At 41.0% G+C, this 15607-nt stretch carries 10 protein-coding genes; 9 read left to right on the plus strand and 1 reads right to left on the minus strand.

The window, feature by feature from the left end:
* Positions 1-9: 9 nt before the first annotated feature.
* A complete protein-coding gene (locus OKX56_RS14325) occupies positions 10-441 on the minus strand; it encodes a MarR family winged helix-turn-helix transcriptional regulator (RefSeq protein ID WP_025206202.1) in 432 nt (143 codons plus the stop codon).
* Positions 442-748: 307 nt separating this feature from the next.
* On the opposite strand from OKX56_RS14325, the gene OKX56_RS14330 reads away from it, so the two are divergent.
* The 9 genes from OKX56_RS14330 (at position 749) to OKX56_RS14370 (ending at position 15552) form a co-directional block, all read left to right on the plus strand.
* Positions 749-1315, plus strand: coding sequence for a DUF4342 domain-containing protein (locus tag OKX56_RS14330; RefSeq protein WP_242836973.1), 567 nt, complete (start codon positions 749-751; stop codon positions 1313-1315).
* Positions 1316-1443: 128 nt separating this feature from the next.
* Positions 1444-2133, plus strand: a complete 690-nt coding sequence (locus OKX56_RS14335) for a response regulator transcription factor (RefSeq protein WP_025206200.1) — start codon at positions 1444-1446, stop codon at positions 2131-2133.
* 13 nt (positions 2134-2146) lie between these two features.
* Positions 2147-3541 carry a sensor histidine kinase gene (locus OKX56_RS14340; RefSeq protein WP_242871537.1) on the plus strand — a complete coding sequence of 465 codons (1395 nt, stop codon included), beginning with the start codon at positions 2147-2149 and terminating at the stop codon, positions 3539-3541.
* An 800-nt stretch (positions 3542-4341) separates the two neighbouring features.
* Positions 4342-5007 (plus strand): 4'-phosphopantetheinyl transferase family protein, encoded by a 666-nt coding sequence (locus OKX56_RS14345; protein ID WP_025206198.1) that lies wholly within the window; start codon positions 4342-4344, stop codon positions 5005-5007.
* Between the two features lie 82 nt (positions 5008-5089).
* Positions 5090-9400 (plus strand): non-ribosomal peptide synthetase family protein, encoded by a 4311-nt coding sequence (locus tag OKX56_RS14350; protein WP_025206197.1) that lies wholly within the window; start codon positions 5090-5092, stop codon positions 9398-9400.
* Complete coding sequence (locus OKX56_RS14355) at positions 9394-11439, plus strand: sensor histidine kinase (protein ID WP_287896961.1); 2046 nt, start codon at positions 9394-9396, stop codon at positions 11437-11439. Before OKX56_RS14350 ends, OKX56_RS14355 begins: the two co-directional genes overlap by 7 nt.
* Positions 11423-12925 carry an HD domain-containing phosphohydrolase gene (locus OKX56_RS14360; protein ID WP_025206196.1) on the plus strand — a complete coding sequence of 501 codons (1503 nt, stop codon included), beginning with the start codon at positions 11423-11425 and terminating at the stop codon, positions 12923-12925. Before OKX56_RS14355 ends, OKX56_RS14360 begins: the two co-directional genes overlap by 17 nt.
* 162 nt (positions 12926-13087) lie before the next feature.
* A complete protein-coding gene (locus tag OKX56_RS14365; RefSeq protein ID WP_019224633.1) occupies positions 13088-14128 on the plus strand; it encodes a bifunctional glycosyltransferase family 2/GtrA family protein in 1041 nt (346 codons plus the stop codon).
* A gap of 365 nt (positions 14129-14493) precedes the next feature.
* Positions 14494-15552, plus strand: a complete 1059-nt coding sequence (locus OKX56_RS14370; RefSeq protein WP_019224634.1) for an energy-coupling factor ABC transporter permease — start codon at positions 14494-14496, stop codon at positions 15550-15552.
* Positions 15553-15607 lie beyond the last annotated feature (55 nt).

Below are 15607 nucleotides of genomic sequence, written 5' to 3' on the forward strand. Positions count from 1 at the left end.
TCAGGTACATCATTGACCCAGGATCTTCTTTAAAGCAGTCAAACCCTCTAATATTTTTCTCATATCTTCAGGGGTAGCTCTGCTCAGTATTTTCTGCAAGTCTTTTTCGGCTTGGTGATGAAATTCCCGGTGAAAGTCAACATACTTTGGACTCACTTTAACATAGACAATGCGTCTGTCCTGTTCGCTTCTGGTCCGAATGACCAAATCATGCTTTTCCAGACGGTCAATAATACCTGAGATCGTGCTGTTGGAAAGATGCAGTTCGCTGCTTATTTCGGATATCTTCATTTCACCGCGTTTTATCAGGGTGCTCATCACCATGCTTTGCGGCATCGTTAAACCGTTGCATTCAAAACTTTTACGCATTGTCTTCTTCAGAGATCTGCCAATTTCGGAAAAAAGTTGTACAATTTCCACTTCGCTGGGGTTATTTTGCATAGAAACAGGCCTCCTTAAACCCGTATAAAAATACTGATATTTCTCATGCAAATGTTTCGCATGGAAATTATTATATTGATCCGGGAAAACGTTGTCAACTATATTTCGAAGACTATTTTGTCTTATTTTGATGTCCATGGTTGAACGAATGCCGAACGAAGATCATTCATGAGCGAAGTGCCTTGTTTATACCATAACCATAATACTGTGTATGCAAAACTCTAATCAAGTTTTAATCCTGAATTAAGCGCAGTCTCATCTGACGTTATTACAATAGAGCTATAGTTTAGAAATGGAGATGAAAATTATGAGTATCAGCATGGAACAAATTGATGAGATGAGAAAAAGGACCAACTGCAGTTATCAGGAAGCCAAAGAACTATTAGAAAAGTATGACGGGGATTTGATTGATGCGATCATTGCCTTTGAAAAAATGCATGGGAATAAATCAAATTCAAGTTTCAATCAGAAAACCTGTCCAAAAGAACAGAGCTTTGGCAAAAAAGTGAAGGCATTGATTCAAAAAGGCTGCGTCACAAGATTTATAATTGAAAAGGATCAGAACATTATCCTAAATATACCGATCATTATTCTGATTGTGGCGGTGTTGATCACAATGCCGATCATAGGGCTGTATGTTGCAGCTTTTATCCTGCTGTACGTAATGGGCTACCGGATTAGGATCAGAAAGGAAAAGGGGCAGGATGTTAATATCAACGAGTTTGTCGACGGTATTGGCAGCAAAGTGAGAACCGCGGCTGATAAAATGAGGGAAAAGCCGGCTGCGGAACAAGAAAACAGTCCGCAGGCCGAAGCCGGCCCCAAGAATGAAGATAAAAAAGAAGACGGCTACAATGAGATCACGATTGGTTAGTACCGATGAATGGACTGGGTGCCAGTGATGAGATAGGAGCTGATGAGAAATGAACCTGTGTTGTTTACAGGTTCATTTCCGATTATAATGGAGTCGTCGCAATACTTTGATTGAGGGCGGAGGAAAGGATGAAAACCAGAATTCTGGTCATTGAAGATGAAGTGAAAATAGCCAGGTTCCTGGAACTAGAGCTTGCCCATGAAGGTTATGAGGTAGAACTTGCTCACGACGGAAGAGAAGGCTATGAAAAAGCAGTCTCGGGAAAGGCAGATTTGATCATTCTGGACCTTATGCTTCCCGGCCTCAGTGGTATTGAAATTTGCCGGAGAGTAAGGCGTGAATCGGACATCCCGATCATCATGCTGACTGCCAAAGATGATGTTTCCGATAAAGTAATGGGGCTTGACAGCGGGGCCGACGACTATATGACCAAGTCATTTGCAATTGAAGAGTTGCTTGCCAGGATCAGAGTGATCCTGAAGCGTAGAGGGAAAAAGGAAGATCAAAATAATGTGATCGCAGCCGGGCCGTTGATTTTGTATAAGGATGAATATCGGGTTACCTATCAGGGGATAGACATATCCCTCTCCAAGAAAGAATTTGAACTTCTGAAATATTTGATGGAGAATAAAGGCATTGTATTGTCGCGCGAAAAAATCCTCGACCATGTCTGGGGATATGACTACTATGGAGACACCAATGTCACCGATGTCTATATTAAGTATCTGCGCAATAAAATTGACCAAAGATATGATGTGGTACTTATTCATACCGTAAGAGGGGTCGGGTATCTTTTAAAATATGATGACCAAAAATAAAACGGATAAGGGCATGTTCAAAAACATCTTAAAGGTGATCTTTTTCCCGGTTTATCTTTTTATGCTTCTTTATGCGTTTATCCAGAAAAGGATCGCTTATTCAATTCGCTTAAAGCTTTCCTTGAGGTATACAGGCATACTTTTGCGGACAGTGTTGGGAGCGGGCCTTATCGTCATTTTGGTCTATGGTGGATTTAGAATCCAGGAAACGGTTAAGCAGGATTATTTGGAAATCCAGAAGATTCTCAGCACGGAAAGCAGGATTTATTTCGAACTGGAAACCTACTCTCGGGAGCATCAGACCCCGCTTCGTATCTTTGAACGGGGCCAGCAGACGCTCATGGCTACGGACCAGAATTTGAGGGAATATGGTTCTGAGTACTGGCTCGGATTGGCCAAGGATCAAGGAAACATCTACATATCCGTTAACAGGGATTTTGAAACAGCCGGAACTTCAGGAAGAATGATTATCTTTTCCAACATTCAGGATGAAATTACAGATATCCTGTTCATCACCAGGATTATGCTCTTTGTCTCTTTACCGGCCTTGTTCCTGGCTCTGATTGCGATTGCCTTATCAGGGAGAGGAATTTTTGAACCAATACGCGAAATGACCCAGACGGTAAAGGGAATTTCAGAACAGAATCTGAATTTAAGGCTGAATGTAGGCGGGTCAAAAAATGAACTGAAGGAACTGGCGCTTACCTTTAATGAAATGATGAACAGAATAGAGGACCAATATAATAGGCAGAAACAGTTTGTATCCGATGCTTCGCATGAGCTAAGGACACCGATTGCCGTGATACAGGGCTATGCAGTTATGCTGGACCGCTGGGGAAAAAACGATCAGGAAGTTCTTCAGGAATCAATAACGGCTATCAAAAATGAAGCCGGGAATATGCAGGAGCTGATTGACAAACTGCTGTTTCTTGCCAGGCATGACAACAGTACGCTCGCCTATCAAAAGGAAGAATTCAGCCTCACGGAAATGCTCCTGGAAGTCATCAAAGAGACCCAGATCATCGATTCCGGGCATCAAATCAATAATGAGCTCAATCAGGAAATCTCTATGTTTGGCGATCGAAACCTAATGAAACAGGCCTGTCGGATCTTTATGGACAATGCGATGAAATATACACCGGCTGGCGGACAGATTACGGTCCGTCTTAGCAAAGAAGGGGAGTCCATTGCGATAAGTATTAAGGATACCGGTGCAGGTATGACAAATGAAGAGTTGAAGCACATCTTTGACCGTTTCTACCGCTCCGACCAGTCCAGAACGAAGGATCGGGGCGGTTATGGCTTGGGACTCGCGATTGCCAAGATCATTATCCTGGGCCACAATGGTAGAATCACAGTCCGAAGCAAAGTCGGAGAAGGTTCTGAATTTATTATTCTGCTCTCCTAGCACAACAATACGTGATTTACAATAGCACGAACCCGGGAGATAGGGGGAGACATATGTCTTTCCTTTTTTGTTATGCATAAAGTAATTAATAGAAATATTGGAAAATTAAGGTTGCAATTTGCCTGGCTTCTGAATAAGATATCTCGAAATCAGTTCTTATGAAGTTAAGATATGAGGAGGGGGAAAAAATATGTACGGTTCTTATGGTTATGGCCGCGGCTGCGGAATGGGTGCCGGTGTTGGCATAATCGCTATTGCAGTACTGATCCTGATTGCTCTGGGCGTTATCTTCTAAATCAATTTTTGGCATGCAGCATTTATCAGGTATAGTATTCTTTGACCAGGAGGTGAAAAACATGGCAGTTGGAGCAGGTACTTTCGGCGGAACATTTGGCGGCGGCGGTTGCCTCTGCGGCATCGCGATCGTAGTGGTTATCATTCTCCTCTTAATTGCAATGGGGATCGTTTTCTAAATGATCTGAATAACATTTTTCTTATTCAATCTAAGATGGTTGGGCAATCAACGATTCTTCGATAGACAGAAAGACAGCATGGGCCATAAGCGCCACGCTGTCTTTCTGACCTTCTGCAGCAAATTCAAGGAAGATGTAAAAAATGCCTTATATTGTCGAAAAAAATTGCTTATCACATTTTCAAATGTTAGAATATGACTCAGGGTGTCCTATTTTTTTGATTTACAGGTTTTTAGAAAGTTTACTACCTAATTATATGACTTAAAAATTACACCTAATATGGATTTTGTTAAAGGAATTTCCGGAAAAATAAAGAATTAATGTTCCATGATTAACCTATTTGGTTGTAATTTAGCATGTATCTGCGAAAATGAGATTAATGCCTATACGCAATTGATCTCGGGAAAAAGAAAAAGCAGTTTGGCCAGGTTGAAGTACATAGATGATGTAAAAAGATCTTTACTAGGAGAACTGCTCATTCGCAAAATCGTCAGGGAAAATTATTTTCGAGGAAATGATGAAATTTCTTTTGGTGTAAACGATTATGGCAAGCCTTATGTCAAAGACCTGGATGCATTTCATTTCAGTGTTGCCCATTCCGGAGAATGGGTTCTTTGTGCGACAAGCAGTCAAGAAGTAGGTGTTGATCTCGAACGAATCAGACCGGTTGACCCAGAGATCGCCAGGCAGCATTTTACCGAACAAGAGAACATTTTCTTAACGGGGCTTAGCCTGGACAGGAAAAAAGAATACTTTTTTAAACTTTGGACGCTTAAAGAAAGCTATTTTAAAGCAAAGGGTACAGGCCTTGCGGGTAATCTTAAAGAAGCTGATTTTTCCAGCATGGCCGGAGCCAGTTTTTCTTATCCGAATGAAGGGCTGTACTTTCATATTTATCCATTTGATCCGGGTTACGCTGTGGCAGCATGCGGCTGCGAAAAAGAATTCAGTCCCAAGGTTCATGTAGTAAACATCCAATATTCAGACTTTTGAGCTTCTCTGAATACACGTACCTGGGTTGATCAAGTCGACAGGGTATGGGAAAATTTGCAGATCTATGGAGGGCCGCTGTTTTATGGTCGAGTATTATCCGTTATCAATCCCGCAAAGAAGTATTTGGTATTTAGAGAAACTTCATCCAGGAACCAGTATCGGCAATATTGCTTCAACCCTGAAAATTAAAGACAGCATAGATCTCAGGCTTCTCGAAAAGTCCATCAACCTTGTGATCGAGAAAAATGAAGCGCTCAGGCTCAGGTTTAGGGAAAAGGACGGACAGGTATTCCAATATGTTGCCGAATTTGCATATACGAAAATAGATTTATTCGATTTCAGTGAAAGCGGCGGCCTCAAACGGCTGTATGCCTGGGATCAGGAGGAAACCAAAAAACCATTTACCATTAACGACAGCCCACTGGTTTATTTTTCTATTATTAAAATCAGCGGAAAAGAGAATGTGATATACTGCAAAATCCACCATCTGATTTCTGATGGGTGGACTGTTGTTTATATAGGCAATAAAATTATGGAGAATTACAATATGCTGGAAGAAGGCGTTTCCTATGAACAGGAAAATGACCCTTCTTATTTAGAATATGTCAATAGTGAGCTTGAATATCTGCATTCTCCCAGGTATATCAAAGATAAGGAATACTGGGAGAATGTCTTTACGGATACACCAGAAATGACCACGCTGAAAAGCAAAGCAGCCAAGATTAGCCATACTGAAGCTGTTAGAAAAACGTTTAAAATTCCAAATAAATTGTCCAAAAAAATTTCTCAATACTGCCTGGAAAATAAAACATCGATTTTTACCCTTTATATTTCCGCGCTCTGTATTTATATCAACAGAATCTCCAATAAAGAAGATATTGTTCTTGGGGTGCCAGTACTGAACCGAGCCAATGCTCGGGAAAAGAAAACAGTCGGAATGTTCATCAGCACGATACCGCTTAGGGTTAATATCGATAATGATACGAATTTTCAGGATTTCTGCCATAAGCTGACCAGAAACTGGATGGATATCCTGAGGCATCAAAAATATCCGTATGATGAAATTTTAAAACATGTCAGAAAACACAACAGAAGTATCGAAAAATTATATGAAATTGCCGTATCTTACCAAAATGCCAAATTTATTAAGAATAGTGATATCAATAGCTGTGAGGGCAGATGGCATTTTTGCGGTCACCAGACAGAATCACTTTATATTCATATTAACGAACGCGAAGACGACGGCAATATCATTATTGACTATGACTATCTGACGGATCTTTTCTATAGCAAGGAAATTGAATTTATTCATGACCATGTGCTGAGGATTCTTTGGCATGCGCTGGACAATTCCGTGAAAAAAATCTCCAGACTAGAGATGATTTCAGAAAAGGAAAAGCAGAGAATCCTGTGTGAGTTCAATGACACTGGATTATTCTTCCCTCACAATAAAACGGTTGCCCAGTTATTCGAAGAACAAGCAGAAAAAACGCCTGCCAAGACAGCATTGATTTTTGAGGAGAGCAGTATTTCCTACTATGAGTTGAATCAAAGAGCGAACCGGCTTGCTAAAGTGCTCAGGGACAAAGGTGTTGGGCCTAACAAATTTGTAGGAATCTTTGTTCCACGTTCTCTGGAGATGATGATAGCGATCCTGGCAGTACTGAAAGCAGGCGGTGCTTACCTGCCGATTGATCCGGACTATCCGTCCCAGCGAATCGATTACATGCTCGAGGATAGCCATACTGCTATTCTGTTAACCTGTCAGAAACTCATGAAAGAGATCCATTTCAACGGGGAAATTATCGACGTTTTTAGTAACAATGAACAACTGACCGGATTAGCTAACCTGCAGAAAGTCAATACACCACAGGATATTGCCTATCTAATTTATACCTCCGGTTCGACTGGAAAGCCCAAGGGTGTCATGGTCCAGCATTCAGCCGTCGTGAATCTGATTTCGGGAATAACGGCAAAGATTGACTTTTCTCCCGAGAAGGTCATGCTGTCAGTCACAACGATTTCGTTTGACATATTTGTTCTTGAATCACTGCTGCCGCTGAGTAAAGGGTTGACTGTAGTCGTCGCAAATGAAAAACAGCAGATCATACCGAAAGAATTGAATGATGTAATACTTAATAACAACGTCAAGATGTTTCAAGTAACTCCTTCAAGAATCCAGTTACTCTTAAACAGCGAACTAGAGTTAGCTAGTTTAATGAATCTTTCGGAAATTATGATCGGTGGTGAGGTTTTTACTCCTTCGCTATTAAATAATCTTAAGAGTGTTTGCAGAGCGAAAATTTATAATATGTACGGACCAACGGAGACAACAGTATGGTCAACAGTTGCTGATCTTACTGCTGAAGGCCGTCCCCATATTGGCAAACCTATTGCCAATACGAAAATTTATATCCTTGACCGGTATTTGAATTTACTGCCTATCGGAATTCCCGGAGACCTATATATTGGTGGGATGGGTGTTTCCAAGGGGTATTTTGAGAAGGAAGGATTAACCGCTGAACGATTTATTGAGAATCCATTTGATGAAGGCGGTATAATATATAAAACGGGCGATCTTGCCAGATGGTATCCGGAAGGGGATATTGAATTTCTGGGAAGAACTGATTATCAAATTAAAATCAGGGGATATAGAATTGAACTTGGAGAGATTGAGGACAGGCTCCTTAAACATCCTCATATCAGAGAGGCAGTTGCGGTTGTCAAAGAGAATTCAAACAATAGCAAAGTAATATGTGCTTATATTGTTGCAGACACCGAAATAGGCAGCACCGAGGTAAAAGCCTATTTAGCTCAGTATCTGCCTGACTATATGGTTCCGGGCCATATTATCCCGGTCGATTTCATACCTAAAACTCCGAATAATAAGATAGACAGAAATGCGCTGCCAGAGTATGAAGAAAAAGCAGTCAAACCTGTTCCACCAAGAAATCCAACTGAACGTAAAATCGCTAAAGTATGGTGTTCGTTGTTGGGCAGAAAATCCGTCGGTATTGATGATAATTTCTTTGATTTAGGTGGAGACTCACTGACGATTGTTCAGCTTCAAGTCCTGTTAATGAAAAAAGGAATTGATATCGGAATTCAGGAGCTTTATGAATATCAGACGATCAGACAAATATTTGACGGCATGGAATCAGCTAAAAACATCATAGATAGCATGAAAATCAAGGATGATCCTGTCAAAGATATTGCACTTGATTATGATATTAAGCCCTGCCTAAAGAAGGCACAACATGTCCTGCTTACTGGAGCTACCGGCTTTCTAGGTATACATTTGCTCGAACAGCTTCTTAAGCAAAAAGACTGTAATATCTACTGTCTACTGCGAGGGAAAACGATTTGTGAAGCAGAAGATAAACTGCGCAAACAACTGGATTTCTATTTCAACGGAAAATACAGTCAGGAATTAGATGAACGGATTATCATTATTCCCGGTGACGTCACGCAGGTTCAGCTGGGGCTGGATAGTAATATTTATCAATACCTTCTGGATAAGATCGATCTAGTCATTCATTCAGCCGCAATCGTAAAGCATTACGGTTTATATGAGGACTATCTGGATGTCAACATTAAAGGTACAGAAAGAGTAGCTGACTTTTGTCTGCAGGGGGATATTCGTCTGAACTATGTATCTTCGATCACAGTCTCCGGAAATTATCTTACAAATAATATTCACGAGGAAAAGGTAGATTTTACAGAATCAGACTTGTATATCGGACAGGATTACGGTGGGAATGTTTACGTAAAAAGCAAGTTTGAATCGGAACGCTTCATTTACCAGAACGTCAAAAATGGTTTGAAGGCGGATGTTTATCGCATCGGCGTTTTGACCGGTCGTTACAATGACGGGCAATTTCAGAAAAACATTCAGGAAAATGGTTTCTATGAGAGGATCAAAGCAATTATTGAGCTTGGTTTTGTTCCGGAAATCTGGGCGAATGAACAATTGGAATTTACTCCGGTTGATTGTTGCAGTGAAGCGATAGCCAAGTTAATCAATTTATCTGCCGGAACACGTATTTTCCATTTGTTTAATCATAAAACAATCAGTCTGGTCAAAGTAGTTGAGATTTTAAACAGCCTGGGCATTGATATTGAAGTTGTCCCGAATGATGTTTTTGTTCAAATTGTTGAAAAGAATATGAAAGAGCATAATATCAGTCCTGCTGTCAACGAACTGCTTAAAGGAAAATTTTCTGCTTATTCACAAACGGTCAATGTTAAATCAGAAGTGACTCAAAAAGTATTGAATAATGAAAACTTTGCTTGGCCGGAAATCAGTAAGGAATACGTTTCCCAAATTCTGCAATACATGTTTAGAATGGATTACTTGAAAGAAAAGCAAGGTAAAAGGGATATCGTATGTTAAATAAACTCAGGGAATATTTTAATAAAAGTATTAGTCTTCAAATAACCTTGATTTATAATCTTGTTATTTTATGTACTGTCATTGTTATCTATTTTCTGATTCCCTTTATCTTTAACTATGCGCCTGGTTCAATTAATACGGATTTTGATATAAAAGTATCCTACATCTCCTATATGGCACAGTTTTCGATAATAACAATCTTAATCCTTGTTCCTAGTTTTGTTTTTCTTAAAAAAACATTGTCAGATATTGACGAGTGGGCTATTTTGCTTAATGATGATTCTCCTGATTCACAAAATAAATTGCTGAAGATTCGTAAAAAGTGTTTAAATCTGCCCTATATCATCTATATGGGGCAAATTGTGGTTTCTATGCTGGTTATTATCTTAATTTTAGTTTTTATCGGCAGTCATCCTGCCGTTATGATTTATAAGATTCTGATCTTAAGTTTTTCATTTGCTACGCTCGCTGCACTTTTTTCATTTATATTCGCTAAAAGAATTTTTACAAAAATATTGTTAAACACGTCTCGGTACAATGAACTCCAGGGAATAAAATTAAGTGTCCGCGGAAAAATTCTGCTTCATGTTTTACCAACAATTATCCTGGCTATTTTATTTACTTCTTTGGTAGGGTATTCAAGATTGATAACCGAAAAAGGCGATTTAATCTTTGATGTCTATAAGGATCAACTTCAGCAGTATGAAGTAAGCAGCATTTATGATGAAGCAAAGGCGAGAGAGGTTTTAAGTCATATCAAGCTGTTAAATGAGAAAACGGATTCCAGATTTATGATTACACCGAGTGGAAAATATATTTCCTTGGACAACATGGACGCGAGTGACTTTTTTATTCAATATGCTATTGATGTGTCAGATAAGTATGGCGGAAGAATATTTGAGGGTTATGGACTCGATTCCCAAGGGGCTTCTATTAAAGTAAATGGTCAAGACGGATCCTATATTTTGGGGATCAAATATGATATATCTTCCAATAATACTGTACTCTATTTTATTATTAGTTTCATTGCACTGTTTATTTTAAACTTTATCGTCTTAAACTACTTCTCCAGGTCCCTCGGTGAAGACGTTTCAAGGGTGGCCAAAAACCTCTCCGACATTTCGCATGGCGTTAACGTTGACCTCGATCAGAAGCTGGCGATCACCTCCAATGACGAAATCGGAGATCTGATTATTGCCTTCAATAAAATCCAGGAAAAAGAAAAAGCGAATATTGAATCGATGAAAGAAAATCAGGCTATCATTCTGGAACAGGAGAGGCTGGCTTCGCTTGGCCAGCTGATCGGCGGAATCGCCCATAACCTGAAAACACCGATCATGTCGATTGCCGGAGGTATCGAAGCACTCAAGGATTTAACGAATGAATACAAGGAATCTATTGAAGATCAAGCTGTATCACCTGCCGATCATTATGAGATTGCGAAAGAGATGCAGGAATGGCTCGATAAGATGAAGCCATACTGTTCCTATATGACAGACATTATCAGTGCAGTTAAAGGTCAGGCGGTACAGATGAACTACGCAGGCTCAGATAAGTTTACCGTGGAAGATTTGGTCAAAAGAATTGATGTTTTGATGAAGCATGAGCTGAAAAAATACCACTGCAAGCTTAAACCTGATTTTCAAATTGATCTGCAGACAGAAATACGAGGAGAACTGAACAGCCTGGTACAAGTATTTGACAATCTGATCATCAACGCAATGCATGCTTATGAAGGGCAAACCGGAGAAATCGGTTTCAGCATTTACAAAGAAAGACATAACCTCAAATTTGCTTTAAGCGATCATGGTAAGGGTATTCCTGAGGAAGTGCAGAAAAGACTGTTCAAGGAAATGTTTACGACCAAAGGTAAAAATGGGACAGGTCTTGGACTATACATGTCGTATTCTACAATTAAAGGACGATTTTCGGGCAATATGAAGTTTGAATCGCAGGAAGGCGTTGGCACTACATTCTATATCACGATTCCTTATCTATCCGCACACGTACAGGAGGCTAACGATGAGACGTTCAACTAATCGCGTTAATCTGGACTACAAAATCTTAATTGTTGATGACGAACCAGGAATCATTGATTCGCTGTCCGTCGTCCTGAAAAGAAGCGGCTACCAATTCGTCGGACTGACCGATCCACTGGAGGCTATCGAAAAAGTCCGTGAAGAGAAGTACGATTTGTTGATTCTTGACTATTTAATGTATCCGATCCATGGAGACAAGGTCGTAGAGAGAATCAGAGAATTCAACAACGAACTGTATATTCTTTTGCTGACAGGACACAAGGATCTTGCTCCGCCGCTGGAAACCATCAAAGCGTTGGAAATCCAAGGTTACTGTGAAAAAGGTGACCGCTTTGACCAGCTGCTCCTGCTTGTTGAATCCGGGATCAAATCGATTTCCCAAATGCGGACGATCAAGAAGTTCCAGGAAGGCCTGAACAAAATTCTGCAGTCTGTTCCTAAAATCTATCAGCTTCAGCCGATAGATAACATTCTGGAGGATATCCTGGCTGAAATCCTGCCTTTGGTCAATAGCAAGAATGCTTTTATTCTGATCGATGATATCACCAGGATCAGTTCCGGCAATAACAGCATATTTAAAGGGATCGGGAAATATAAGAAAAAAGTGGCCGATTTCATGGAAATGCTTGATCCGGAACTGATGGAGTTTATCGGCAGCGCCAGGATCAATAAAAAGGTCGTTAAGCTTGATAAAAAAGTAATTATTCCTCTGATCAACGAATATCTTCAGGACATTGGCATCATTTTTGTAGAAGGGGACGATCTTGAGGATGGACTGAAACTGCTTGAGCTCTATTCCAACCAGGCCTCCTCATCCATCAATAATGCGTTTCTGCATTCCCTGGTGAATATTAAAAATGATGAGCTGAATAAAACATATGATCAGCTCAGAGAAACCTACATGGATACGATTGAAGCCCTGAGAATGGTCGTCGATGCGAAGGATATTTATACCCGTGGTCATTCCGACAGAGTAGCCTATTTTGCCGTTAAGATCGGTGAGGCTTTTGATTTTTCCAAGGAGGAGCTTGAGTTGCTGCGGATCAGCGGCATTTTCCATGATGTTGGGAAAATCGGTACTTCAGATGATATTTTATTTAAGTCCCAGAAGCTGAACGAGAAAGAGTATGAAGAAATTAAAAAACACCCCTTGAAAGGGGCGAGAATCCTGTCGGCTGTATCGATGTTCAAAGAGGTGGTCCCGATTGTCAAATGCCACCATGAACGCATCGACGGCAAAGGATATCCGGAAGGGCTGACAAAAGATGAAATCCCGTTCCTGGCGAGAATTATTTCTGTTGCCGATGCTTTTGATGCGATGATTTCCGACCGCCGCTACCGCTCCAGACTGAAGTTTGAGGAAGCTAGGAATCAGCTCATTCAGGGATCCGGGACCCAATTCGATGTGGAAGTGGTTGAAAAATTCATCCACCAGCTGTCTGATTTCGAACAAATGGCTAAGGAAGTTGCTTCAACATTTGAATAAAATCATTCGAGCATACTCGAAAAAGGTACGGCGTTCACTATTGTTTTACCAATGATATTGATGTTTGAATTCATAAAACCGTAATTGAAAGTTCACGAAACGGACATAATGAATCCTTACAATAATAGATATAATCGTGCAGTAATGTAAGGAGGAAATTCGATGACGATACTTATACCAGCCTATGAACCGGATGAACGGCTTCTCAGGTTGATAGAGAATATAAAAGAAAAGTGCGATTTTCAGATTGTGATTGTAGACGACGGCAGCGGTAAGCCTTATAGCAGGATATTCCAGGCCGCAGGCAAATTGGGCTGCACCGTATTAACACATCCGGCCAATGAGGGCAAAGGGGCTGCCCTGAAGACGGGATTTCGATATATCAAGGAAAAAGGTGAAAAAGAAGGGGTTATCTGTGCCGACAGTGACGGACAGCATTTGCCTGAAGATATCATCAGAGTTGCCCAGGTTGCCAAAGAACGCCGCGAATTTATCGTTCTTGGCTCCCGGAAGTTTTGCGGCAAAGTTCCTCCGCGCAGCCGTTTCGGAAATACGGTAACCCGGGCAGTATTTTCTGTTTCTTCGGGTTCGCATTTGACGGATACGCAAACAGGTCTAAGAGGGTATTCAGCCGATATGCTGGACTGGTTAGGCAGTATCCAGGGGAAAAGATTTGAATATGAAATGAACATTCTGCTCGAAGCGAAGGCAGCAGGCTATTTGTTCTACGAAGTATGGATCAATACAGTATATGACGAAAAAAACAGGTCTTCCCATTTTCGGACCTTTTCAGATTCAGCCAGAGTATATTACCCGATCCTTAAATTTTGTACCTCTTCTTTGATGTCCGGAGCGCTTGACTTTGCTCTGCTGCTGCTGTTTCAATTCTCTACATCAAATCTGCTGATCGCAGTAGCCGGGGCAAGAGTCTGCAGTTCTATTTTCAATTACAGTATGAATCATTACTTTGTCTTTTCCCGAAACAAAAGCACGGAACATCATAAATCCGCCCCGAAATATTTTTCACTCGTCGTATTTATCATGGCCTGCAATTACGGGCTGATGTATCTCTTCCACATTCTGATCGGCGCACCGTTAGTCTTTGCCAAAATTATCACCGAATTAACACTTTTCTTATTCAGTTACTGGTCTCAGCGCAACTTTGTGTTTAGTTCGGGAAAAAAACCTGATCACGGTAAATAAAAAATAACACTGACCCACTGACGAATGTTCATAAAAAGGAAAAAGAAGATTTGCTTTGAAGTCCGTGGCCACGCCCGGTTTTTTGTTTTGTGCAAGGTTTGATACCTTAATGGGCATTGGTTTGAACATAGGACCTCCTGCCGTAATTAATTGAACAGCTGGACATAGGGTCTATTCTTAGTTCAACGCACAAATAGAATAAATGGTGAAGAAGATATGCGATGTATCCCCCCTACCAGGATTGTAAAAATTGAAGAGTGATTTATAATTGATCTAAGCAAGATTGCTTTGCGATTACAAAGCAGAAATTGATGCCTTGTTGAAAAGTCTGTGAAAAATATACAGAAATATAGAGGTGTTGGGGAATGCATATGGCAGATGCTTTGATTTCGCCGGTTATTGGTGGAACCATGTGGGTTGCTACCGCAGGGGTAGCGGCTTATTCGATAAAAAAAATTCAAGACGATATGGAGGAAAAAAAGGTTCCTTTGATGGGAGTTATGGGAGCTTTTGTTTTTGCAGCCCAGATGATTAATTTTTCGATTCCAGGAACGGGTTCCAGCGGACATCTTGGAGGAGGGCTGATTCTAGCTGCTATGCTTGGGCCGTACGCCGGGTTCCTGGCCATGGCATCAATATTGTTGATACAGGCCTTGTTTTTTGGCGATGGCGGACTTTTGGCCTACGGCTGCAATGTATTCAACCTGGGATTCTATACCTGTTTTATTGCTTATCCGCTGATATCCAAGTGGTTTATTAAGAAAGGGATTTCGGCTAAACGCATTATGGCTGGCTCGATGATTGCAGCGGTTGTCGGGCTTCAGTTGGGAGCTTTCAGCGTTGTCTTGGAGACGTTTTTTTCTGGAAAGACTGAGCTTCCGTTTTCAACTTTTGTACTTATGATGCAGCCTATTCATCTTGCAATCGGGATTGTAGAAGGGTTGGTTACCGCCGCAGTGCTCACTTTTGTATGGAAAGCGAGGCCTGAACTTATTGAGAAGCAGGTATCGGGAAAAATCTCAGGCAATACTTCCATAAAAAGGATTATATACGGACTTGCTATTGCAGCAGTCATTATCGGTGGAGGACTTTCCTGGTTTGCATCGTCAAATCCGGACGGCTTGGAATGGTCTATGGAAAAGACCGCCGGGATCACGGAACTGGCAGAGTCTGGCGGAATTTATGGCATATTGGCCGATATTCAAAGTAAAACAGCATTTTTGCCGGATTACAGTTTTAAAAATGATAGCAGCGTGAGCGAAGAACAGGTCTCAGAGACAAGCGCTGAGGTCGCATGGCCAGCTGTAGATGCAGGAACAACCGTATCCGGATTGGTGGGCGGCGCGATGACACTCGTATTGGCAGTCATGATAGGGTTCTTTATCCGTTCCGTGAAGAGAAGGAAGAAGAAAGTTACTGCATGAACCATCTTGAGGCGGGGAACGATATCCTTGCCTTGAATTACTCTGTTCCGGAAGT

This window comes from Dehalobacter sp. (assembly GCF_030063005.1).
Lineage (GTDB): Bacteria > Bacillota > Desulfitobacteriia > Desulfitobacteriales > Syntrophobotulaceae > Dehalobacter > Dehalobacter restrictus.